Annotated in this window: 22 protein-coding genes; 10 read left to right on the top strand and 12 right to left on the bottom strand. The window is 70.7% G+C overall.

Going from position 1 to position 21,021, the window contains the following annotated elements; all coding sequences use genetic code 11:
* Positions 1-3 precede the first annotated feature (3 nt).
* From D9C15_RS19040 to soxC, 9 genes are all read right to left on the bottom strand, one after another.
* Complete coding sequence (locus D9C15_RS19040; RefSeq protein ID WP_128000034.1) at positions 4-1,116, bottom strand: YeeE/YedE family protein; 1,113 nt, start codon at positions 1,114-1,116, stop codon at positions 4-6.
* Positions 1,117-1,123: 7 nt separating this feature from the next.
* Positions 1,124-1,534: a DsrE family protein gene (locus tag D9C15_RS19035; RefSeq protein ID WP_128000033.1), complete on the bottom strand. Its 411-nt coding sequence runs from the start codon at positions 1,532-1,534 to the stop codon at positions 1,124-1,126.
* Positions 1,535-1,551: 17 nt separating this feature from the next.
* Complete coding sequence (soxB, locus tag D9C15_RS19030; protein WP_128000032.1) at positions 1,552-3,279, bottom strand: thiosulfohydrolase SoxB; 1,728 nt, start codon at positions 3,277-3,279, stop codon at positions 1,552-1,554.
* Positions 3,280-3,336: 57 nt separating this feature from the next.
* Positions 3,337-3,966, bottom strand: coding sequence for a sulfur oxidation c-type cytochrome SoxX (gene soxX / locus D9C15_RS19025; RefSeq protein WP_128000031.1), 630 nt, complete (start codon positions 3,964-3,966; stop codon positions 3,337-3,339).
* A gap of 16 nt (positions 3,967-3,982) precedes the next feature.
* Positions 3,983-4,777 carry a sulfur oxidation c-type cytochrome SoxA gene (gene soxA / locus D9C15_RS19020; RefSeq protein WP_128000030.1) on the bottom strand — a complete coding sequence of 265 codons (795 nt, stop codon included), beginning with the start codon at positions 4,775-4,777 and terminating at the stop codon, positions 3,983-3,985.
* A gap of 4 nt (positions 4,778-4,781) precedes the next feature.
* Positions 4,782-5,093, bottom strand: a complete 312-nt coding sequence (gene soxZ / locus D9C15_RS19015; RefSeq protein WP_128000029.1) for a thiosulfate oxidation carrier complex protein SoxZ — start codon at positions 5,091-5,093, stop codon at positions 4,782-4,784.
* Between the two features lie 34 nt (positions 5,094-5,127).
* The gene (gene soxY / locus D9C15_RS19010) at positions 5,128-5,586 is read right to left on the bottom strand and encodes a thiosulfate oxidation carrier protein SoxY (protein WP_128000028.1); all 459 of its coding nucleotides are present in this window, start codon (positions 5,584-5,586) and stop codon (positions 5,128-5,130) included.
* Between the two features lie 114 nt (positions 5,587-5,700).
* Positions 5,701-6,747 (bottom strand): c-type cytochrome, encoded by a 1,047-nt coding sequence (locus D9C15_RS19005; RefSeq protein ID WP_128000027.1) that lies wholly within the window; start codon positions 6,745-6,747, stop codon positions 5,701-5,703.
* The gene (gene soxC, locus D9C15_RS19000) at positions 6,731-8,107 is read right to left on the bottom strand and encodes a sulfite dehydrogenase (protein ID WP_128000026.1); all 1,377 of its coding nucleotides are present in this window, start codon (positions 8,105-8,107) and stop codon (positions 6,731-6,733) included. Before soxC ends, D9C15_RS19005 begins: the two co-directional genes overlap by 17 nt.
* A gap of 224 nt (positions 8,108-8,331) precedes the next feature.
* On the opposite strand from soxC, the gene yajC reads away from it, so the two are divergent.
* From yajC to D9C15_RS18980, 4 genes are all read left to right on the top strand, one after another.
* Complete coding sequence (gene yajC, locus D9C15_RS18995; RefSeq protein ID WP_128000025.1) at positions 8,332-8,664, top strand: preprotein translocase subunit YajC; 333 nt, start codon at positions 8,332-8,334, stop codon at positions 8,662-8,664.
* An 88-nt stretch (positions 8,665-8,752) separates the two neighbouring features.
* Complete coding sequence (gene secD, locus D9C15_RS18990; protein WP_128000024.1) at positions 8,753-10,630, top strand: protein translocase subunit SecD; 1,878 nt, start codon at positions 8,753-8,755, stop codon at positions 10,628-10,630.
* A 13-nt stretch (positions 10,631-10,643) separates the two neighbouring features.
* Positions 10,644-11,675 carry a protein translocase subunit SecF gene (secF, locus tag D9C15_RS18985; RefSeq protein WP_128000023.1) on the top strand — a complete coding sequence of 344 codons (1,032 nt, stop codon included), beginning with the start codon at positions 10,644-10,646 and terminating at the stop codon, positions 11,673-11,675.
* A gap of 45 nt (positions 11,676-11,720) precedes the next feature.
* Positions 11,721-14,051, top strand: coding sequence for a DUF1631 family protein (locus tag D9C15_RS18980; protein WP_128000022.1), 2,331 nt, complete (start codon positions 11,721-11,723; stop codon positions 14,049-14,051).
* A 12-nt stretch (positions 14,052-14,063) separates the two neighbouring features.
* Here D9C15_RS18980 and D9C15_RS18975 read toward each other — a convergent pair whose 3' ends face one another.
* From D9C15_RS18975 to D9C15_RS18965, 3 genes are read right to left on the bottom strand one after another with little or no spacing between them, the layout of a single operon-like run.
* A complete protein-coding gene (locus D9C15_RS18975) occupies positions 14,064-14,516 on the bottom strand; it encodes a Smg family protein (RefSeq protein ID WP_128000021.1) in 453 nt (150 codons plus the stop codon).
* Positions 14,517-14,562: 46 nt separating this feature from the next.
* Positions 14,563-15,678 carry a DNA-processing protein DprA gene (gene dprA, locus D9C15_RS18970; RefSeq protein ID WP_128000020.1) on the bottom strand — a complete coding sequence of 372 codons (1,116 nt, stop codon included), beginning with the start codon at positions 15,676-15,678 and terminating at the stop codon, positions 14,563-14,565.
* 13 nt (positions 15,679-15,691) lie between these two features.
* Positions 15,692-16,849, bottom strand: a complete 1,158-nt coding sequence (locus tag D9C15_RS18965) for a LysM peptidoglycan-binding domain-containing protein (RefSeq protein WP_128000019.1) — start codon at positions 16,847-16,849, stop codon at positions 15,692-15,694.
* A 238-nt stretch (positions 16,850-17,087) separates the two neighbouring features.
* On the opposite strand from D9C15_RS18965, the gene def reads away from it, so the two are divergent.
* The 6 genes from def to D9C15_RS18935 are packed head-to-tail and all read left to right on the top strand — an operon-like array spanning position 17,088 to position 21,007.
* The gene (gene def, locus D9C15_RS18960) at positions 17,088-17,603 is read left to right on the top strand and encodes a peptide deformylase (protein ID WP_128000018.1); all 516 of its coding nucleotides are present in this window, start codon (positions 17,088-17,090) and stop codon (positions 17,601-17,603) included.
* Positions 17,604-17,608: 5 nt separating this feature from the next.
* A complete protein-coding gene (gene fmt, locus D9C15_RS18955) occupies positions 17,609-18,568 on the top strand; it encodes a methionyl-tRNA formyltransferase (protein WP_128000017.1) in 960 nt (319 codons plus the stop codon).
* Positions 18,569-18,623: 55 nt separating this feature from the next.
* Entirely contained in the window at positions 18,624-19,466 is an 843-nt protein-coding gene (gene htpX / locus D9C15_RS18950; protein ID WP_128000016.1) for a zinc metalloprotease HtpX, read from the top strand.
* A gap of 60 nt (positions 19,467-19,526) precedes the next feature.
* Positions 19,527-19,913, top strand: a complete 387-nt coding sequence (locus D9C15_RS18945) for a hypothetical protein (protein ID WP_240668464.1) — start codon at positions 19,527-19,529, stop codon at positions 19,911-19,913.
* Between the two features lie 36 nt (positions 19,914-19,949).
* Positions 19,950-20,678: an AzlC family ABC transporter permease gene (locus tag D9C15_RS18940; protein WP_128000015.1), complete on the top strand. Its 729-nt coding sequence runs from the start codon at positions 19,950-19,952 to the stop codon at positions 20,676-20,678.
* Positions 20,675-21,007: a branched-chain amino acid transport AzlD family protein gene (locus D9C15_RS18935; RefSeq protein ID WP_128000014.1), complete on the top strand. Its 333-nt coding sequence runs from the start codon at positions 20,675-20,677 to the stop codon at positions 21,005-21,007. The genes D9C15_RS18940 and D9C15_RS18935 overlap by 4 nt, the downstream gene beginning before the upstream one ends.
* Positions 21,008-21,021 lie beyond the last annotated feature (14 nt).

Genomic DNA, 21,021 nt, shown 5'->3' with positions numbered 1-21,021 from the left:
TCCTCAACGGTAGGCGCGACTGGCCGGCACCGGCTGGTCGCCCAGGTTCGCTCGCGCGGCCTCGAGGCCGCGCTGGTCGATCAGACGGTCGGTCAGCGCGGCGCCGAGCCACATCGCGCCGAGGGCGACCCACGAGGTGACGGTGAACACCGCCGCGCCGGACAGCCCGGCGCCGACGGCGCAGCCGCCGGCCGTCATGCCGCCGAAGCCCATCAGCACCGCGCCCACCAGGTAGCGCCGCATGCTGGCACCGCCCTCGAAACCTTCGAGCTTCAGCTCGCCGAACAGCGCGGCGGCGACGAAGGATCCGAGGAACACGCCGGGTACCAGTCCCATGTCGAAGCCGGGCGCCCGGTCGGGGGCGAACAGCACGCGCACCAGCAGCTCGGCCGAGGGGCCGGTGAAGGTCAGGCTCTGGATCGGCGCCGCGGCGGCCTCCATCGAGGTGGCGGCCACCGTGCCGGTGAACCACCAGGCCGCGGTGACGGCCAGGCCGACCATCACGGCGCCGGCCCAGCCCCAGGCCGGCACCTTCTGCCGGCGTGCCCAGACGATGGCCGCCACCAGCCAGATGGCGCCGAACAGCAGCGCGCCGCCGCGGCCCAGGCCGGTGATCACGGTCAGGTCGCGCGCGCTGCCGCCCTCGACCGTCCACCAGGTGCTGATGTGCTCGCGCCAGGGGGCGAGCGCGCCCTGCCAGGCGGCCTGCGCGCTGACGGCGAACACCAGGCCCGACAGCACTGCGCGCAGGTTGCCCTGCGCGGCCAGCACCAGCAGGCGGCTGGCACAGCCGCGCGCCAGCACCATGCCGATACCGAACAGCGCGCCGCCGACGGCCGCGCCCGACAGGCTGCCGCGCGCGGCCAGCTGCCGCGCGCTGCCGACGTCGAGCCACCCGAGCGCGATCAGCCCCTGCGTGGCCACCAGCGCGGTGGCGAAGGCGAACAGCCAGACCGTCAGCTTGCCGCCGAGCAGCCCGCGCGCGAACTCGATCACCGCCGCGCGCAGGCAGAAGCGCGAACGCTGCGCAAAGAAGCCGAACAGCATGCCGATGGCCAGCCCGCCGGCGGCCAGCACCGGGGCCTGGCCGAAGCGGTCGAGCGCGGCGTCGAGCATGCGGACCTCAGGGCTTGATGTAGGCGTAACCCTGGTGCTGAAGCTTGCTCAGGCGCACCACGCCCGAGGGCGTGAACTCCGCCTCCTGGAGGAACTGCTCCTTCTTGAGGCCGCGGTTCTTCAGCGTGATCTCGCAGACCTCGAACTTCACGCCGCGCGCGACGAGCGCCGCCACCGGCCCGGCGTACGGGCTGCCGTTGCGGTCCTTCGCGCCTTCCATCAGGAAGTCGACGCCGTTGGCATGCGTCACCACGAGGATCTGCGCCGAGGGGTCGGTGTCGAGGTGGTTCTTCACGTTGCGCAGGCCCTTGAGGGCCTGCTGCTCGGCGTCGTCCATGTGGTAGACGACCCTGTCCTGTGCCCAGGCGCCGAGCGTGGCCGTGGCCAGCAGCGCGGCGAGCAGCGTGCGTCGGATCATGCGCGTCTCCTTCGGTGTCAGGCGATGCCCGGATTGCCCTGCACGCCGATCAGGCGTGGCGTGTTCAGCGGCCGCGGCGCGACCTTGCCCTTGGCCTTGAGCCAGGGTTCGACCACCTCCCACACCGGCTTGTTGCCGGCGCTCCTGGCCTCCTCGGCCACCGGCGCCCAGCCGGCCACCTTGTAGCTCTTGCCCGCGTCGATCGGCTTGCCGTCCAGGCGCATGTCGTGGATGCGCGAGCCCATCTTCGCGCCCGGCTCGATGGCGTACGTGAGGCCGCCCACACGCACCATGTCGCCGCCTTGCTGGTAGTACGGGTCGGGGTTGAACAGGTTGTCGGCCACGTCCTCCAGCACCGTCTTGATGGTCTCGCCGGTCATCGGCGTCACCGTGGCGTAGGAGTAGGTCGTCGCCAGCTGGTCCATCAGCAGCTCGCGCGTGATCACCTCGCCGGGCAGCAGGCTGGTGCCCCAGCGGAAGCCGGGCGAGAAGGCGATCTGCGCCTGCTGCGCGTCGATCAGCGCGTCGCAGATCAGCTGGTCCCAGCTGCCGTTGAAGTTGCCGCGGCGGTACAGCAGCGCGTCGCTGACGGCCAGCTTCTCGGCCAGCTTCGCCTCGTAGGGCGCGCGCACACGCTGGATCAGCGCGGCCATCTCCGGGTCGGGCCGCAGCTGGTTGGAGAACACCGGCAGCAGCGTGTAGCGCAGGTCGGCCAGCTTGCCGTCCTTCACGTCGAGGTCGAGCACGCCGAGGAACTTGCCGTTGCTGCCGGCGTTGGTGACCAGCGTCGAGCCGCCCGCGTTCTTCACCCGCACCGGCACGGGCATGCCGTCGTGCGTGTGGCCGCCGAGGATGGCGTCGACGCCGCGCACGCGCGAGGCCATCTTCAGGTCCACGTCCATGCCGTTGTGCGACAGCACCACGACGATCTGCGCGCCCTTGCCGCGCGCCTCGTCCACCACCTTCTGCAGGTTGTCGTCCTGGATGCCGAAGCTCCAGTCGGCCACCATGTAGCGCGGGTTGGCGATCGGCGTGTACGGGAAGGCCTGGCCGACGATGGCGACCTGGACGCCGTTGATCGCCTTGATCACGTAGGGCGCGAAGACCGGGTCGCCGAAGTCGGTGGTCTTGACGTTCTGGGCGACGAAATCGATGCGGCCCTTGAGGTCCTTCTCGACGATCTCCTTCACCCGCTCCATGCCGTAGGTGAACTCCCAGTGCCCGGTCATCACGTCCACGCCGAGCAGCTTGCAGGCGTCGACCATGTCCTGCGCGTTGGTCCACAGCGAGGTGGCCGAACCCTGCCAGGTGTCGCCGCCGTCCAGCAGCAGCGCGCCCGGCCGGCTCGCCTTCAGGCGCTTGACCAGGGTGGCCAGCTCGGCGAAGCCGCCCACCTTGCCGTAGCGCTTCGAGGCGGTCTCGAAGTCGATGTAGGTGTAGGCATGGGCCTGCGGCGTGCCCGGCCGCAGGCCGGCCTTCTTCAGCAGCGCCTCGCCCACCAGGTGCGGCAGCTCGCCGGCCATCGCGCCGATGCCGAGGTTGACGTTCGGCTCGCGGAAGCGGATCGGCAGCAGCTGCGCATGGCAGTCGGTCATGTGCAGCAGGCAGACGTTGCCGAAGCGCGGCAGCTCGTACAGCGCGGCCTCGGCCTGCGCCGCATCGGCCTCGGCGTGGCGGGCCAGCGCGAGGCCCGCCACCGAGGCGCTGGCCAGCACCTGCAGGAACTCGCGTTTGCTCAGACTCATAAGTATTGACTGATGTTCAGGGCCCGCAAAAGCCCGCCGAAGCGGGCCGGAGGTGGCTCACTGGTTGACCGGTGACTTCGGATCCAGCAGCAGCGCCATCAGGTGGCGGATCTGCGTTTCGTTGAGCAGGCCGGCATGGCCGAAGCGCGGCATGTTGGAGCAGGCGGCGTAGGCCTTGCTGTTCCAGAGCTTGGTCCAGGTGTACTGCACGATCGCGGCCGTCGCGGGGTCGGCCGGGTCCTTCACGCCACGGATCTTGCCGTAGTTGTAGAGGCTCGGGCCGATGGTGCCGTACGAGATCTCCTGCTTGCTGATCTGGTGGCAGTTGTAGCAGTTGCCGCCGTTGGCGCCGGGCTCGGCGCTGGTGTCGGTCCAGGTCATGCCGCGGCCGTTCTGCGCCAGCTTCTCGCCCTCGCGCCAGTCGCCCAGGTACTGGCCGCCGGCGGGCCATTTCACCGAGGCGAGCGCCTCGGCCTCGATGCGCTTGGCCACGTCGTCCGCGGGCGGCGTGGGCGAGGAGCAGGCGGCCTGGCCGAGGTCCTGCTTCAGGCGGTCGACCTTGGCGATGCCCTGGTCGCGGAACGAGGTCTGGATGGTGGTGAGCGCGAGCCGGTCGAGTTCCTGCGGCGAGGGAGCGGTGGCGCAGCCGGCCACGAGGGTGACGGCGAGGAGGAGGGTGATTCGCATCGGATCGGGTTCCCGTTCAGCGCTTGATCGACGGCGCGATCGATTCCGCGCCCTTGGCGTTGACGCCCATGTAGACGCCCAGCGCAATCGTCACGTCCGAGGCATACCCCGGGTACGGGAAGCGCTGCTGGCGGAAGCAGTCGTTCAGCCGCCGCTGCATGCCCCAGAGCTCGCCGCTGGAGACGCGGTAGGCCGGCCAGGCGGCGAAGCCGATGCCATTGCCCGGGTTCTTGGTCAGGTCGGGCAGGTCCTGCAGGCGGATGCGCTTGCCGTCCTCGCCGTGGCACGAGGCGCAGGAGAAGTCGTGCGGCCCGCCGCGGAAGAAGAAGGCACGCTTGCCGACCTCGTACATGGTGCGTTCGGCGGCATGGCCCTGCGGCAGGTTCATCTTCATGCCGCGCGACTCGGCCGAGATCCAGGCCACCAGGCCTTCCATGTTCGCCTGCTCGCCGCGGCCGAACGGGGTCTTGGCGATCTCGGCCGGGTCCAGGCCCTGCAGCGTCTGCATGCAGGTCAGCAGGCGCGACTCCAGGTCCTGCACGCGCTGCGTGTCGGCGAAGTACCTCGGCAGCTCGACGAACGCGCCCTTCACAACGCCCGGGCCCTTGCCCAGGTCGCACTGCTCCAGCGAGGCGTTCTTCGGGCCGCGCTTCTTCTTCCACAGGTCCTCGCCCTTGGCCTCGAACAGCTCGGCCGGGTTGCCGTCGGCGAGCATCGCGCGGTATTCGGCGATGCCGTCGGCGGCGGACTTGGTCTGGGCCAGCGCCGGCCCGGCGGCCAGCGCGACGAGGGTGACGAGCAGCGTCCTCATCGGTTCAGCTCACGGTGGCTTCGTCGGTGCGGGTGTCGCCGCGGTTGTCCTTCCAGCTGATCGAGATCTTGTCGCCGGCCTTGGCGCCCTTGACGTTGAACTGGAGGAACGGGTTCTTCGCCACCGACGGGCCCCACTGGGCCGTCATCACCGTCTTGCCGTTGTGGGCCGCGGTGACTTCCTGGATGAACCAGGCGGGGATCGTCTTGCCGGCCGAATCCTTGCGCTGGCCGGTTTCCATCTCGTGGCTCATCAGCACGCGCACGGTGGCCTTGTCGCCGCTGGCCTGCGCGCGGATGCGCATCGGGTCTGCCATGTCTGTTCTCCTTGGGTTCGTGAGGGGTCCAGGCTCAGCCGCCGCAGCCGCCGAGCGTGACCTTGATCTCCTTCTGCGCGAAGAAGACCTTGTTGTCGGCCGTGATCGCCACCGCGATGACGTTGGACGACTGGCCCATCTTCACGCGCGTCGAGAGGTTGGGCTCGACGGCATCGCTCAGGTCGAAGGCCGCGGCCAGCATGGACGGGTTCTTCTCGACCAGCAGCAGCAGGCGCTTGGCGTTGGGCAGCGTGGTCGCGGCGCCGACCGGCACCACGGCGCCGTTCTCGGCGATGTCCGGGCCGGTGATGGTCACGTCCTTGCTCTCGGCCGGCATGGCCACGCCCAGGGCCTTGGTCAGGTCGGCCATGGTCTTGGCATCGAAGGCGGCCTGCGACCAGTCGGCCCGGGCGGCAGTGGGCAGCAGGCCCAGGCCGGCCAGTGCGGCGGCGACGGATGCGCTGCGCGCGAGCATTTCACGGCGGGTTGTCATTCGAACTCCTTTGTCACTCTCGATCGTAGTCAGGCCGCATGGGGCGGGCAGCGGTGCGAACCCTGCAAGGCACGGTGCGCGTATGTAGCACAGCGCGCTGGAACGTGCGCCGCGTCATCTCTTGGCTCCCTCGGCGAGCCAGCGGGCGATCGCCTGCGCGTCCGCCTCGGGCAGGGTCTGCGGCGGCATCGGGATCTCGCCCCACACGCCGGCACCGCCGCCGCGGATCTTGCCGGTGAGGTACTCGACCGCATCCGCGCGGCCGGCATGCCTGCGGGCGATGTCGCGCAGCGCCGGGCCGACCAGCTTGCTGTCCTGCGCGTGGCAGGCGCTGCAGCCGTTCTTGCCCAGAAGCCCGAGGGCGGCTGGCGCGGCAGCGGCGGTTGCCGGGGTGGCGGCGGGCGCGGGCGGCGTGCCGGCGGGCCGGGTCGTGTCCGCGCCATGCTGCGCACCGACCATCCGGTTCTGCTCGGCCAGGTTGCCGTGTGCGTTGCGGGCGAAGTCGGGCAGGAACGACGCGAGCTGCGGCTCGGCGGCGCAGTTGCTCATGCAGGCGCTGCCCTGGACATCCGGCTTGCGGCCCTTGGTGCCGGGCCACATCGCATGGTCGGTGGTCGTGCCGTTGCGGTTGGGCAGCAGGCCCTGTGCCTGCGCCATCGTGCGGTCGCTGAGCACGAAGTCGTCGGGCACGATGCCGCCCAGGTTGAGCATGAACGCGGTGACCGCGTACACCTCGTCGTGCGAGAGCGACTTGGGCGCGTTCCACGGCATCGCACGGTGTATGTAGTCCCACAGCGTCGAGACGGTGGACACCTTCATCAGCGTGGTGCGTCCGGGGAAGGCCGGGTCGGTCAGGCGCGCGACGCGGCCGGTCTTCACGTCGTCCTTGGTGGTGCCGCCCACCAGCGGCGAGAACACCGAGTTCGACTCGCCGAAGATGCCGTGGCACGAGGCGCACCTGGCCTCCCAGAGGTCCTGGCCCTGCGCGACGCTGCCCTGGCCCTTCGGCAGGCCCTTGAAGTCGGGCCGCACGTCGATGTCCCAGGCCGCGACCTCCTTCGGCGTGGCCGCGCGGCCGATGCCCGGGTAGCCCGCCTGTGCCATGGCCGCGCCGGCCAGACCCAGCAGCGCCGCGCCGATCAGCCTACGACAGCTGAACATTCTTCACCTCGCCGCTTTCCTGCACCAGCCAGGACTGGATCGCGTTGTTGTGGTAGATCGAGCGTGTGCCGCGCACCGCGCGCAGCTGGCGGTAGGTGGGCTGCACATGGCCGGTCTCGTCGGTGGCGCGGCTCTGCACGACGGCCGGCTTGCCGTCCCACACCCAGTCGAGGTTGAAGCGCGTCAGGCACTTGGGCAGCACCGGCCCCTCGAGCCGGGCCTGCCGCCAGTTGCGCCCGCCGTCGACCGACACGTCGACTCGCTTGATGCGGCCGCGGCCCGACCAGGCCAGGCCGGAGATGTTGTAGAAGCCCTTGTCCAGCAGCACCTGGCCGCCCGAGGGCGTGGTGACCACGCTCTTGACCTCCTGGATGCTGGTGTACTGGCGGTGCCGGCCGTCGGGCATCAGGTCGACGTAGTGGATCACCTCGTCCTTGGCGCCCCAGGGCTGGTCGCCCACCTCGAGGCGGCGCAGGTACTTGACCCAGCTGACGCCCTGCACGCCGGGCACCACCAGGCGCAGCGGGTAGCCGTTCTCGGGCCGCAGCATCTCGCCGTTCTGGCCGTAGGCCACCAGCACCTCGCCGGACTCGACCATCTCCATCGGGATCGTGCGTGTCATCGACGAGCCGTCGGCGCCCTCGGCGAGCACGTAGCGGGCACGCTTGTAGTCCACGCCGGCCAGGTCGAACAGCACGCGCAGCGGCACACCGGTGAACTCGCTGCACGACAGCATGCCGTGGGTGTACTGCACGGTCGGCACCGCGACGTTGCCCCATTCCATGCCGGTGTTCGCGCCGCACTCGATGAAGTGGAAGCGCGAGACCGAGGGCAGCCGCATGATCTCGTCCATCGCGAAGACCATCGGGCGCTTCAGCAGCGACGGGTCGGAGCCGTTGATCATCAGGCGGTGCTTGGACGGGTCGACGTCCCACCAGCCCTGGTGGTGGCGCTCGAAGTGCAGCCCGGCCGGCGTGACGATGCCGAACAGCGACTGCAGCGGCGCGAACGACACCGAGGCCTGCGCCGTCTGCGTCAGCCCCGGGCTCGGGCGGCGCTGCACGTTGACCTCGTACTTCGACGGCTTGCCGTAGCCCTCGGTGGCCACCGGCAGGCCCAGGCCCTTGCTGTGCTCGGGCAGCTGCAGGATGTTCGGGTCGCCGCCTTCGGCGGGCAGCGGATTGGCCTGGCCCAGCGCCGCGGGTGCGGCGGCACCGGCCGCGGCGGCGGCGAAGGCCGAGCGGATGAAGTCGCGCCGGCCCTGCCGGGCCTCCTGGAACACCGTGCGCACGCCGCCACGGTCGATGAAGCCTTCGGGGGCGCGCCGCAGGCGGCCGGCGGGGGAGTCGGAGGGGTTCACGCGGGCTCCGGGGTGGGCAGACGGATCTGTATATAAGCAGATTCGAATGTACAGATGTTCTGGGTCGAGCGTATCCGGGGAAACGCGGGGTCGGTGGTCGTCGAGGGGCCGCCGCGGGCGGCACGCGCCCGGGCCGGGGCGGGCGCCGAGGGGGAATGCCGCCCCCCCTACAATCCAGCGGTTTTGCCGGCGGTACGCTCCGCCCCTATCTGAGGACCCAGCCCGTGTTCATCTCCACTGCCTACGCGCAGGCGCCCGCCCCGGCCGCCACGTCCGATTCCTTCATGGGCAGCCTCGGCAGCATGCTGCCGCTGCTGCTGATGTTCGTCGTGCTCTACTTCGTGATGATCCGCCCGCAGATGAAGCGGCAGAAGGAGCACAAGGCGATGATCGACGCGCTGGCCAAGGGCGACGAGGTCATCACCGGCGGCGGGCTGCTCGGCCGCATCTCCAAGCTCGGCGACAGCTACCTGCACGTCGAGGTGGCCAACGGCGTCGAGATCCAGGTGCAGCGCACCGCCATCGTCCAGGTGCTGCCCAAGGGCACCCTCAAGTAGGTCCCGGGCCGATGCCCCGCCAAGCGCGGCCCGCCCCGGGCGGGCCGCTCGTTTTCGGCAGCCGGCGCCGCCCGGCAAGGATGTCCCGATGAACCGCTACCCGCTGTGGAAGTACACGATCCTCGCGATCGCGCTGCTGGTCGGCCTGGTCTACACGCTGCCGAACTTCTTCGGCGAGGCACCGGCGGTGCAGGTCAGCGCCGGCAAGGCCACGGTCAAGGTCGACGCCGCGCTGGTGCCGCGGGTCGAGCAGGCGCTGGCGGCTGCCGGCGTGAAGGCGGACTTCGTGCAGCTCGACGGCAACTCGGTGCGGGCGCGCTTCGCCGACACCGACACGCAGCTCAAGGCCAAGGACGCGATCGCCAAGGCGCTGATCCCCGACCCCTCCGACCCGGGCTACATCGTCGCGCTGAACCTGCTGTCGCGTTCGCCGCAGTGGCTGACCTCGCTGCACGCGCTGCCGATGTACCTGGGCCTGGACCTGCGCGGCGGCGTGCACTTCCTGATGCAGGTGGACATGAAGGCCGCGCTGACGAAGAAGGCCGAGGCGCTGACGGGTGACATCCGTACGCTGCTGCGCGACAAGAACCTGCGCCACGCCGGCATCTCGCGCGACGGCAACACGATCGACGTGCGCTTCCGCGACCGCGACACGCTGGCCGCCGCGCGCACGCTGCTGACCGACCAGCTGCCCGACCTGCAATGGGCCGAATTCCCGGACGGCAGCGACTTCCGCCTGTCCGGTGCGCTCAAGCCCGAGGCGGCGCGCAAGGTGCAGGAGACTGCGGTCAAGCAGAACATCACCACGCTGCACAACCGCGTCAACGAGCTCGGCGTGGCCGAGCCGGTGATCCAGCAGCAGGGCCAGGACCGCGTCGTCGTGCAACTGCCAGGCGTGCAGGACACGGCCAAGGCCAAGGACATCATCGGCCGCACCGCCACGCTCGAGGTGCGCCTGGTGGACGACAGCGCCGAGGCGGCGGCCGCGGCGGCCGGCACCGGGCCGGTGCCCTTCGGCACCGAACGCTACGTCGAGCGCGGCGGCGCGCCGCTGATCCTCAAGCGAACCGTGATCCTGACGGGCGAGAACCTGACCGACGCGCAGGCCGGCTTCGACAGCCAGACGCAGGAGCCGGCGGTGCACCTGACGCTGGACGCCAAGGGCGCGCGCATCTTCCGCGACATCACGCGCGACAACGTCGGCAAGCGCATGGCCATCCTGCTGTTCGAGAAGGGCAAGGGCGAGGTGGTGACCGCGCCGGTGATCCGCAGCGAGATCGGCGGCGGGCGCGTGCAGATCAGCGGCCGCATGACGACGGTGGAAGCCAACGACACCGCGCTGCTGCTGCGCTCGGGTTCGCTGGCCGCGCCGATGGAGATCATCGAGGAGCGCACCATCGGCCCGAGCCTGGGCGCCGAGAACATCGAGAAGGGCTTCAAGAGCGTGGTGTACGGCTTCGCGGCCATCGCGGCGTTCATGTGTGCGTACTACCTGCTGTTCGGCGTGTTCTCGACGCTCGCGCTGGCCTTCAACCTGCTGCTGCTGGTGGCGCTGCTGTCGATGCTGCAGGCCACGCTGACGCTGCCGGGCATCGCCGCCATCGCGCTGGCGCTGGGCATGGCGATCGACGCCAACGTGCTGATCAACGAACGGGTGCGCGAGGAACTGCGCGGCGGGGCCTCGCCGCAGATGGCCATCAGCGCCGGCTACGAACGTGCCTGGGCCACCATCCTCGACTCGAACGTGACCACGCTGATCGCCGGCGTCGCGCTGCTGGCCTTCGGCTCCGGCCCGGTGCGCGGCTTCGCGATCGTGCACTGCCTGGGCATCCTGACCTCGATGTTCTCGGCGGTGATGTTCTCGCGCGGCCTGGTCAACCTCTGGTACGGCCGGCAGAAGAAGCTCAAGAGCGTGTCGATCGGCCAGGTGTGGAAGCCCGATGCCGACGCCGCGGTGAAGGCCTGAAGGAGCACGAACCATGGAATTCTTCAGGATCCGCCGCGACATCCCGTTCATGCGCCACGCGCTGGTGCTGAACGTGGTCTCGGCCATCACCTTCCTCGCCGCGGTGTTCTTCATCGTCACCCGCGGGCTGCACCTGTCGATCGAATTCACCGGTGGCACGCTGGTCGAGGTGGCCTACCCGCAGGCCGCGCCGCTGGAGAAGGTGCGCGGCGCGGTCGAGTCGCTCGGGCTCGGCGAGGTGCAGGTGCAGAACTTCGGCACCTCGCGCGACGTGCTGATCCGCGTGCCGGTGCGCGGCGATGTCAAGCAGGGCGAGGTGGTCGGTCGGGTGTTCGACGCGCTGTGCCAGGCCGAGGGTGCCAAGGTCGCCTCGCGCCAGGTCACCACGGAGAAGGGCGAGTCGGTCAGCAAGGTCGTCTGCGGCGAGGACGGCGCCGAGCCGGTGCAGCTCAATCGCAGCGAATTCGTCGGGCCCTCGGTCGGCTCGGAACTGGCACGCGACGGTGCCTACGCGCTGCTGGCCACGGTGGCCGGCATCATGCTCTACCTCGCCTTCCGCTTCGAGTGGAAGTTCTCGGTGGCCGGCATCGTCGCCAACCTGCACGACGTGGTGATCATCGTCGGCTTCTTCGCGTTCTTCCAGTGGGAGTTCTCGCTCGCCGTGCTGGCGGCGGTGCTGGCGGTGCTGGGCTACTCGGTCAACGAGTCGGTGGTCATTTTCGACCGGGTGCGCGAGGCGTTCCGCAAGTTCCGCAAGCTCAACTCGCGCGAGGTGATCGACCACGCCATCACCAGCACCATCAGCCGCACCATCATCACCCACGGCAGCACGCTGATGATGGTGGTGTCGATGTACCTGTTCGGCGGGCCGACGCTGCACTACTTCGCGCTGGCGCTGATGATCGGCATCGTGTTCGGCATCTACTCGTCGGTGTTCGTCGCCGCGGCCATCGCGATGTGGCTGGGCGTCAAGCGTGAGGATCTGGTGCGCCAGGGCCCGGAGAAGGGCGACCCGAACGACCCGAACGCCGGGGCCGTGGTGTAGAGTCGATCACATCTGACGCCAGGACGCCAAGCCAAAGCCTCACCCATGGCGACCACGCCCGCGAACCAGACCGCGCTAGCCCAGCAGGCGCGGCGTGCCTACGTGGAGGGCGTGCTGCGCGGTCTGCCCGGCCTGGTGTCGGCGGTGGAGCGCGGCGCCAAGCTGCTGGCCACGCAGGTGGCCGAGCCGCCGGTGGCGGTCAAGCGCCGCGATGCGGCGACCGACTTCTCCAAGGCCGCGCCGTTCTGGCAGCAGGGCATGATCTCCATGGTGCGCGGGGCGCTGGGCGGCGGCATGGTGTCGGCCTCCTACCCTGGCGACCTGCCGCAGCCCGGCACGCGCGAGAAGAGCCTGAGCCTGGTCGACGACGACACGATCGAGACCGAGATCGTCAGCTCGCGGCTCGCGCTGGCGATGATGGACCGGGCCTCCTGGGAGTTCACCGACCTGCGCTCGCGCATCAACTCGCTCGAGAAGCGCGAGGAGCTCGACCCGAACGACGCCTTCCGGCCGCATGTGCTGGCGCGCGTGGCCACGGCCTCCTGGCGCAGCGCCGGCCTCGACATGGAGGTCTGGCGCGTGCTGCAGACCGTGCTGCACGAGGAGTTCGCGCAGTTCGTCGAGGAGGGCTACCACGAGATCAACAAGTGGCTGGTGCAGCGCCGCGTGCTGCCCGAGGTCGACCTGCGCCCCTACATCAGGCGCTCGGCCAATTCGGCCTGGGCGGCTTCGCTGGGCGGCGGGGGCGGCGCCGCGGGCACGTCGACGGGGCAGCCAGGCCCCGGCTTCGCCGCCTCCGGCGTGACCTCGGGCCACGGGCGCGCCGGCGTCGGCGACGAGACGCGCCTGATGACCCGCGCCGGCCCGCTGGCGCGCGGCATCGACCACGCCGAGGCGGTGCTCGGCCGGCTCAACAAACTGATCGCACGCCAGCTGCCCGAGTTCGTCGCGACGCGCCAGACCGCCGCGCCGCCGCCGCCGGCGTCGCCGGCGCTGCGCAGCGCCATCGCCGATGCGCAGCAGGGTATCGCGCGGCGCCTCGCACCTGGTGCGGGTGTGCAGACCGTGGCCGGTGCCGTCAGCACGCCGGCCATGCTGGAGGAACTGCACCAGCGCAAGCAGCAGCTCAAGCAGGCCGCGTCCACACCGGTGGAGCGCGCGACGATCGAGATCGTCGCCCTGCTGTTCCAGAGCATCCTGACCGAGGAGCGCATACCGGCCTCGGTGCGTGTCTGGTTCGCCCGGCTGCAGATGCCGGTGCTGCGCGTGGCGGTCAGCGAGCCCGACTTCTTCGCCACCGTCGACCACCCGGCGCGCAGGCTGATCGACCGCATGGGCGCCTGCGTGATGGGCTTCGACGCCACCGGGCGGGCCGTGGCCGAGCTGCTCGAGAAGGAGATCAAGCGGGTGGTGCAGGTGGTCGAGGCCTACCCGGACACCGGCCGGCGCGTCTTCCAGACCGTGCTGACCGAGTTCGAGAAGTTCCTCGAGCACTACTTCAAGAACGCCAACGAGGCTTCGCGCAAGGGCGTGTCGCTGGCGCAGCAGGTCGAGCAGCGCGAGACGCTGGCGATCCAGTACACCATCGAGCTGCGCAAGATGCTCAACGAGGTGCCGGTGCAGGAAGGCGTGCGCGAATTCCTGTTCCAGGTCTGGGCCGACGTGCTGGCGATGACGGCCGTGAAGGCCGGCGTGCAGAGCGAGCAGACCAAGGCGATGAAGCGCGCCGCCGCCGACCTGATCTGGTCGGCCAGCGCCAAGGTCTCGCGCGAGGAGCGCGCCGAGGTGATCCGGCGCCTGCCGCCGCTGCTGAAGACGCTGCGCGACGGCATGGAGCACGCCGGCCTGCCGCCGGCCAAGCAGGACGAGCACATCCAGAAGCTGAACAACTCGCTGGCCGCCGCGTTCACCGCCAAGGCGGCCGTGATCCCGCACGAGCGGCTCGAGGAGCTGATGGGCCGGCTCGAGACGCTCGAGGAACTGCTGCCCGACGCGGCCGACGTCGAGATCGACGAATCGATGGTGCTCGACCTGTCCGGCCACGAGAGCTCGGAGCTGGAGGTCGTCAGCGAGGGCGGCTCGATGCCGACGCCGGCGATGATCGCCTGGGCGCGCGAGCTGCAGGTGGGCAGCTGGTTCATGCTCGACTACCGCGGCCGCAACGAGCAGGTGCAGCTCGCCTGGCAGGGCCTGCGCAAGCAGCTCGCGCTGTTCGTCTCGCCTCAGGGCCGCGGCATCCTGTTCCAGCAGCATCGGCTGGCGGCCTTCCTGCAGGCCGGCCTGCTCGTGCCGGCGCAGGACGAGTCCCTCACCGTGCGCGCCACCCGCAGCGCGCTGGCCAAGCTGGACGTCGACCCCAGCCGGCTGCTGAACTGAGGCCCCGCCGGGTCAGTGGATCAGCCGGTCTTCCGGCGCGACGAACAGCTCGTCGAGGATCAGCGCGTCGGGCTCCTCGCCCAGGCTCCAGAACACCATCAGCACGATGATCTTCAGGTCCTCGAGGTCGACGGGGCCGCCAGGAGCGGCACTGGCGCGGTCGATGACCATCTCGCGCATCGGCGGCGGCAGCACGCCGGCGGATTCGAGGAAGGTGATGAAGGCGATGGAGTTTTCGCCCAGGTGCTCCTGCTCCTGCGGCGAGTAGACGCGCAGGCTGCCGGCCGACTGTTCACCGACGTAGGACTGGGAAGCGGTCGCCAGGCCGTCGAGCCAGGTCAGCGCTTCCTGGATCTCTTCGTTTTCGAAGCCGACCGAGGACAACTTGCGTGTGAGCTGCTCGTGGTCCGGACAGGCATCCGGCCGCCAGTAGTTCTCATACAGGTAGACCAGGACCTCGAACATGAATCCACTATACCCCAGGGCCCCGGCCGGCGGGGTGTGAACGTCTTCAGGCCCGGCCGAGGCGCTGGAAAAGTTGGCCCGGCAGGCGCGCCACCCGTCCGGACAGTTCCAGGTCGAGCAGCCGGGCATTCAGTTCGGCCGCCGGCAGGCCGGTGCGCAGCACCAGCTCGTCGAGGCCGACCGGGTCGAACCCGAGGGCCTGCACCACGGGGTCCTCCGCTGCCGCGGCCGGTGGCGGCGGTTCCGCCGGTGTCGGGGCAACGAAGGCCAGCTCGCTGAAGATGTCCTGTGCGGTCTCCACCAGCACGGCGCCCTGCCGGATCAGCGCGTGGCAGCCCCGGGCCTGCGGCGAATGGAGCGAGCCGGGCAGGGCGAAGACTTCGCGCCCGGCTTCGGCGGCCAGCCGGGCGGTGATCAGCGAGCCCGATTGCAGCGCGGCTTCGACCACCAGCGTGCCTCGGCTCAGACCGGCAATCAGCCGGTTGCGGACCGGAAAGTTCTCGCGCAGGGGCGGCGCCCCAAGCAAGTACTCGCTGACAACGAGGCCCTGCTGCGCAATGCGGTGTTGCAGGCCGGCATGGCGGCGTGGGTAGATCTGGTCGAGCCCGGTGCCGACCACCGCGACGGTGCTGCCGGCGCCCGCCAGTGCCCCCTCGTGCGCGGCGCCGTCGACCCCGAGCGCGAGCCCCGACACGATCGTCCAGCCTGCATTGCTCAGCTCGCGTCCGAAAGCAAGTGCATGCTCACGACCCTGCGGCGTCGGGTTGCGACTGCCGACGATGGCGATGGAGGGGGCCGTGGCCAGCTCGGCGCGGCCAGCCAGGTGCAGCAGCAAGGGGGGATCGGCGGTCTGCAGCAGCAGGGGCGGATAGCCGGGGTCACCCAGCGTGACGATGGCGTGCGGCTCGTCGCCATCGGCCAGCCAGGCCTCGGTGCGCCGGAGCAGGTCGTCGAAGCCTTCGGGCGGCGTGGCCAGCTGTTCGGCCAGCGCCGCGCCGGCGACGGCCCGCCGGTCGGCCACGGTGCAGCCGAGCACCGCCTCGGGCGAGCCGAAGGCACTCAACAGCTTGCGCGCCGATGCCCGGCCGAGCCCCGGGGTGGCGATCAGCCGCAGCCAGGCGGCCAGTTCCTCGCGGGTCCTGCGCGGCGCGGCGCCGGACATCGGGGCGCGCGAATCAGGGCTGCGTGAAGCGGTCGCCGGCCTGCACAGGCTCCTTGACCGACAGGATCAGCGCGTAGGAGACGCGGTCGAACACGCGGAACACGAACAGCATGCCGTGGCGCTCGTCGGGCAGCTTGATCGTCGGCCGCGACGTGTCGGTGCGGTCGATCACCTTGGCGCCGGAGCGCCACAGCGCGAGCACGTGGCCGCGCTCGACGCCATCGCGCGCGCCCTTGTTCAGGGCGACGATCTGGTTCTGGCCGGCGGTGATCGCATCGCCATACACCGAGACGATGTAACCATCCAGCGCGCCCTGCGGCGCGTGCGGCGCGTAATTGGTGTACTCGCGCGCCGGTGCCGGGGCGAGCCGGTCGCCGATGTTGGCTTCCTGCTTGACGCTGGTGACGCTGAAGGTTGCCGGGATGATCTCCGGCTTGCCGTCCGCTCCGTTGCGCGTCTCGCCCTGGCGAGCGTACTCGGCGGCGCCGACGTACTGGCCCTCGTAGCCGAGGATCTCGCCGGAGATCGGGTCCTTCAGCGGCTTGGCCTCGCGGAAGATGCGGAAGTCCTTCTGCATCGGGATCTCGCCGCGCACGTAGGCGCTGTCGCCGCGGCCGAGCAGCACGCGTCCCTCCTGGGTGGCGACGATTCGCGGCGCGGTGGCCAGCTCGTTGGCCTGGAACACCACCGCCTCGTTGAGGAAGGGCTCGATCAGGTGGAACGGGATCGAGGGGATCGAACCGTCGTCCGTCGACGACGCGCGCACGCGCGGCGACAGCTTGATCGTGCCATCGGCCAGTTGCTGGCCCACGCGCAGCCGCGCGCGGCCGCCGGACTTGTCGAGGTACAGCACCTGGCCCGGGTAGATCAGGTGCGGGTTGCGGACCTGGTCGAGGTTCATGCCCCACAGCTCGGGCCAGCGCCACGGGCTCTTCAGGAACATGCGGGAGATGTCCCACAGCGTGTCGCCGCGCTTGACGGTGTGGCTGTCCGGCGCGTTGGGCGCAAGCTCGGACAGCGGCACGCCGGCCTGGGCCACCTGCTGCGCCGTGCCGCGCTGCTGCGGCGTGACCGGATAGTTGACGGCCGACGCCGGGCCGGCGAGGCTGGCGGCAGCGAGCACAGCGGCACCCGCGATGACGGCGGTGGACAGGGGCGGGCGACGCTTCATGGGATCGGGTCTCCGGGGCGCACGGGCGGGGCGGTCGCGCGGTGGGGTTACTGAGCCAAGCCGTTCCGGAAGCCGGCACGGTTCGGCGAAAATCCTCATTCAGTTTCGTAGATTCTGCCGGTAAACCCTTGTCGTCGCAACGAAACTGGGCTCGCGCGGCCCATCGTGTGAGGCCTGTCACACACTGGCTCGTTGCGAACGCTCCACAAGCGGTTCGGGCAGAATCGAATGGATACACATGGCCCATCTGCCCATCCTCCGCTACCCCGATCCGCGCCTGCACACCGTCGCCAAGCCGGTGGCAGAGGTCGACGACCGGATCCGCCGCCTCGTCGACGACATGCTCGAGACGATGTATGCCGCCGACGGCGTCGGCCTGGCCGCGACCCAGGTCGACGTGCACGAGCGCGTGATCGTCATCGACACCTCGGAAGACCGCAACCAGCCGCGCGTGCTGATCAATCCCGAGCTGATCGCCCGCAGCGAGGAGATGAGCGTGGCCGACGAGGGCTGCCTCTCGGTGCCGCAGATCTACGACAAGGTGCAGCGCCACGCCCGCGTCACCGTGCGCGCGCTCGGGCGCGACGGCCGGCCGCACGAGTTCGAGGCCGAGGGGCTGCTCGCGGTGTGCGTGCAGCACGAGATGGACCATCTCATGGGAAAGGTGTTCGTCGAGTACCTCAGCCCGCTCAAGCGTGACCGCATCAAGACCAAGATGCTGAAGAAGACGCGCGAAGAAGCGGCGCGCGCCTGACCCGGATGCGCGTCGTCTTCGCCGGCACGCCCGAGTTCGCGCGGGTCGCACTGCAGCGCCTGCACGAGGCCGGCTTCACGGTCCCGCTGGTGCTGACCCAGCCCGACCGCCCGGCCGGCCGCGGCCTGAAGCTGCAGCCTTCACCGGTGAAGCAGTACGCCGTTGCGCACGGCATCCCCGTCGCCCAGCCGCGCAGCCTGCGCCTGGAGGGCAAGTTCCCGGAGGATGCCGCGGCCGCCCGCGCCGCCCTTCTGGAGGCCCGGCCCGAGGTGATGGTGGTGGCCGCCTACGGCCTGATCCTGCCGCCCTGGGTGCTCGAGCTGCCGCCGCGCGGCTGCCTGAACATCCACGGCTCGCTGCTGCCGCGCTGGCGCGGCGCGGCGCCGATCCAGCGCGCCATCGAGGCGGGCGACGAGCGCACCGGCATCACCATCATGCAGATGGACTCCGGGCTGGACACCGGCGACATGCTGCTCGTCGAACCGGTGGCGATCGCCCCCGAAGACAGCAGCGCGACCTTGCACGACAAGCTCGCCGCGCTCGGCGGCCGGCTGATCGTCGAGGCGCTGGAACTCGCCGCCTGCGGCGGCCTGGTGCGGACGCCCCAGCCGGCCGAAGGCGTGACCTACGCGCACAAGATCGACAAGGCGGAAGCCGCGATCGACTGGCGCGCCGACGCGGCGGTGATCGAGCGCCGCCTGCGTGCGTTCGACCCCTTCCCGGGCGCGGCCACCACGCTCGACGGCGAGCCGCTCAAGTGCTGGCGCGGCGCGGTCGCCACCGGGCAGGGCGCGCCGGGCGAGATCCTCGCGGCCGATGCGGCCGGCATCGAGGTGGCCTGCGGGCGCGGCTCGCTGCGGCTCACCGAACTGCAGCGTCCCGGCGGCAAGCGCCTGCCGGCGCGGTCCTTCCTGCAGGGGCTGCCGCTGGTGCCCGGCCGGGTCCTCGGCGACCGGGCCGATTGAACTCGCCGGCCCCGCCCGCATCTACGCCGGGTCTGACAACGGAGGTTCACGCCCCATGTTCAATCTGATGAAGACCGCCATCCTGATGGCGGCCATCACCGCCCTGTTCATGGCCATCGGCGCGATGCTCGGTGGGCGCGCCGGGATGATGCTCGCGCTCGTCGTCGCGCTCGGCATGAACTTCTTCAGCTACTGGTTCTCCGACAAGCTGGTGCTGCGCATGTACAACGCGCGCGAGGTCGACGCCTCCAGCGCGCCGCAGTTCCATGCGATGGTGCAGGAGCTGGCCCAGCGCGCCGGGCTGCCGATGCCGAAGGTCTACATCATCGACGAGCAGGCCCCGAACGCCTTCGCCACCGGCCGCAACCCGCAGCACGCCGCGGTGGCCGCCACCACCGGCATCATGCGCGTGCTCAGCGAGCGCGAACTGCGCGGCGTGATGGCCCACGAGCTGGCGCACGTGAAGCACCGCGACATCCTGATCAGCACCGTCAGCGCCACGATGGCCGGCGCGATCTCGATGCTGGCCAACTTCGCGATGTTCTTCGGCGGCCGCGACAGCGAGGGGCGCCCGGCCAACCCGATCGTCGGCCTGCTGGTCGCGCTGCTGGCGCCGATCGCCGCGAGCCTGATCCAGATGGCGATCAGCCGCGCACGGGAGTTCGAGGCCGACCGCGGCGGCGCCGAGATCTCCGGCGACCCGCGTGCGCTGGCCTCGGCGCTGGAGAAGATCCATGCCTATGCGCGTGGCATCCCGCTGCCGGCGGCCGAGCGCCACCCGGAGACGGCGCAGATGATGATCATGAACCCGCTGCGCGGCGGGGGCTTGAGCGGCCTGTTCTCGACCCACCCGTCCACCGAGGAGCGGGTCGCGCGCCTGCGGGCGATGGTCGCCTGAGGGCTGCAGGCGCCGGGCCGGGCTCAAGTCCGGCCCGCCCGGGCCGATAAGCCCGGGACCATGCGTCGATTCCTCTTCGTTCCCCTCGTGCTGGCCGCCCTGGCCGGCTGCGATGTGCTGGGCATCGACTCGCCGGAGAAGGTGGCCGCCGTGCGCGAGGCCGACGGCAAGGCGATCGGCGGCGCCTGCCGCCACGCCGGCCGCGCCATCGAGGACTGCTACGCGCTGAATAAGAAGGCCGACCGAGCCGCGGTGTTCGCCGGCTGGCGCGAGATGAACGACTACATGCGCGAGAACAAGATCGACGAGGTGCGCCCGCAGATCGCCGGGCAGGCCGCGTCGGCGCCGACCACCTCGGCCGCGGCGACCGAGGACGGCGATCCGCCGGAGAAGCCCAAGGGCCGGGCGGCTGACGCCAAGGCCAAGGCGAAGCACAAGGACGCCTGAGCACGGGATGCCGCGGGCAGCCGCCACAATCGGCGCATGCCCCGGCTGCGCGACCTGATCCACGACCCCCACGCCCGCCGCGGCGCGCGTGACCTGCTCGAGTTCGCCCCCGGCATCGCCGCCTGGGGCGTGGTGACCGGCGTGGCGATGGTCAAGAGCGGCCTGTCGGTGCCGCTGGCCATTCTGATGTCGCTGACGGTGTTTGCCGGCAGCGCCCAGCTCGCCTCGCTGCCGCTGCTGGCCGCCGGCGCGCCGATGTGGGTGATCTGGGCGGCGGCCACCTGCGTCAACCTGCGCTTCGTGATCTTCAGCGCCCAGTGGCGCCCGTTCCTCGGACACCTGCCGCGCGGCCGGCGCGTCGCCCTGGCCTACCTGCTGGCAGACCTGAACCTGATCGTGTTCCAGCGTGCCTGGCCGGGCGGCCGGCGCGAGCCGGGCCAGTTGCGCTACATCCTCGGTGGTGCGCTGCCGCTGTGGGCGGTGTGGCAGGGCGCCTCGATCGCCGGCATCCTGCTCTCGGGCGTGATCCCGACGGCCTGGGGCCTGGGTTTCGCCGGCACGCTGGCGATGCTGGGCCTGACCTACGGTCTGTTGACCGACCGCAGCACCTGGACGGCGGCGCTGGTGGCCTCCGCGGCGGCGGTCGCGGCCTACGCGCTGCCCTTGAAGCTGAACATCGTGGTGGCGATCGCGGCCGCCGTCGCCGCCGGAACGCTGATGGACCAGGCCGCGCGTGCCCACCGCCACCTCACCGGGCAGTCATGAGCCACGACCTGCACACTGCGCTCGCCATCCTTGGCCTGGCCGCGGTCAGCGTCATCACGCATGGCTTCTTTCTTTTTCCCGAGCGGGAGGTCAAGATCCCGGGCTGGCTACAGCGAGGCCTCAAGGTGGCGCCGCTGGCGGCACTGGCCGCCGTCGTGGCGCCCGAGATCGTGTTGACCCAAGGTCGGCTCATCGACACCTGGCAGGACGCCCGGCTTCCCGCCGTCGCCGCCGCGACCCTCTGGTACGCGTGGCGGCCCGGGGTGCTGGGCCCGCTGCTCGCCGGGCTGGCCGTCTTCCTGCCGCTGCGCCTCGCGCTCGGCTGGTGACGCGTCGCGCCGCC

It is taken from the genome of Piscinibacter defluvii, from assembly GCF_004011805.1.
GTDB lineage: Bacteria > Pseudomonadota > Gammaproteobacteria > Burkholderiales > Burkholderiaceae_C > Piscinibacter > Piscinibacter defluvii.
The sequence above is the reverse complement of the archived record's forward strand: the minus strand, read 5'-3'. Positions and strand labels throughout refer to the sequence as shown.

Bases quoted from the DNA above. Each gene is read 5' to 3' on its own strand.
- D9C15_RS19040 (WP_128000034.1), bottom strand. From the start codon at position 1,116: ATGCTCGACGCCGCGCTCGACCGCTTCGGCCAGGCCCCGGTGCTGGCC.
- D9C15_RS19035 (WP_128000033.1), bottom strand. From the start codon at position 1,534: ATGATCCGACGCACGCTGCTCGCCGCGCTGCTGGCCACGGCCACGCTC.
- soxB (WP_128000032.1), bottom strand. From the start codon at position 3,279: ATGAGTCTGAGCAAACGCGAGTTCCTGCAGGTGCTGGCCAGCGCCTCG.
- soxX (WP_128000031.1), bottom strand. From the start codon at position 3,966: ATGCGAATCACCCTCCTCCTCGCCGTCACCCTCGTGGCCGGCTGCGCC.
- soxA (WP_128000030.1), bottom strand. From the start codon at position 4,777: ATGAGGACGCTGCTCGTCACCCTCGTCGCGCTGGCCGCCGGGCCGGCG.
- soxZ (WP_128000029.1), bottom strand. From the start codon at position 5,093: ATGGCAGACCCGATGCGCATCCGCGCGCAGGCCAGCGGCGACAAGGCC.
- soxY (WP_128000028.1), bottom strand. From the start codon at position 5,586: ATGACAACCCGCCGTGAAATGCTCGCGCGCAGCGCATCCGTCGCCGCC.
- D9C15_RS19005 (WP_128000027.1), bottom strand. From the start codon at position 6,747: ATGTTCAGCTGTCGTAGGCTGATCGGCGCGGCGCTGCTGGGTCTGGCC.
- secD (WP_128000024.1), top strand. From the start codon at position 8,753: ATGAACCGCTACCCGCTGTGGAAGTACACGATCCTCGCGATCGCGCTG.
- secF (WP_128000023.1), top strand. From the start codon at position 10,644: ATGGAATTCTTCAGGATCCGCCGCGACATCCCGTTCATGCGCCACGCG.
- D9C15_RS18980 (WP_128000022.1), top strand. From the start codon at position 11,721: ATGGCGACCACGCCCGCGAACCAGACCGCGCTAGCCCAGCAGGCGCGG.
- D9C15_RS18975 (WP_128000021.1), bottom strand. From the start codon at position 14,516: ATGTTCGAGGTCCTGGTCTACCTGTATGAGAACTACTGGCGGCCGGAT.
- dprA (WP_128000020.1), bottom strand. From the start codon at position 15,678: ATGTCCGGCGCCGCGCCGCGCAGGACCCGCGAGGAACTGGCCGCCTGG.
- D9C15_RS18965 (WP_128000019.1), bottom strand. From the start codon at position 16,849: ATGAAGCGTCGCCCGCCCCTGTCCACCGCCGTCATCGCGGGTGCCGCT.
- def (WP_128000018.1), top strand. From the start codon at position 17,088: ATGGCCCATCTGCCCATCCTCCGCTACCCCGATCCGCGCCTGCACACC.
- fmt (WP_128000017.1), top strand. From the start codon at position 17,609: ATGCGCGTCGTCTTCGCCGGCACGCCCGAGTTCGCGCGGGTCGCACTG.
- htpX (WP_128000016.1), top strand. From the start codon at position 18,624: ATGTTCAATCTGATGAAGACCGCCATCCTGATGGCGGCCATCACCGCC.
- D9C15_RS18945 (WP_240668464.1), top strand. From the start codon at position 19,527: ATGCGTCGATTCCTCTTCGTTCCCCTCGTGCTGGCCGCCCTGGCCGGC.
- D9C15_RS18940 (WP_128000015.1), top strand. From the start codon at position 19,950: ATGCCCCGGCTGCGCGACCTGATCCACGACCCCCACGCCCGCCGCGGC.
- D9C15_RS18935 (WP_128000014.1), top strand. From the start codon at position 20,675: ATGAGCCACGACCTGCACACTGCGCTCGCCATCCTTGGCCTGGCCGCG.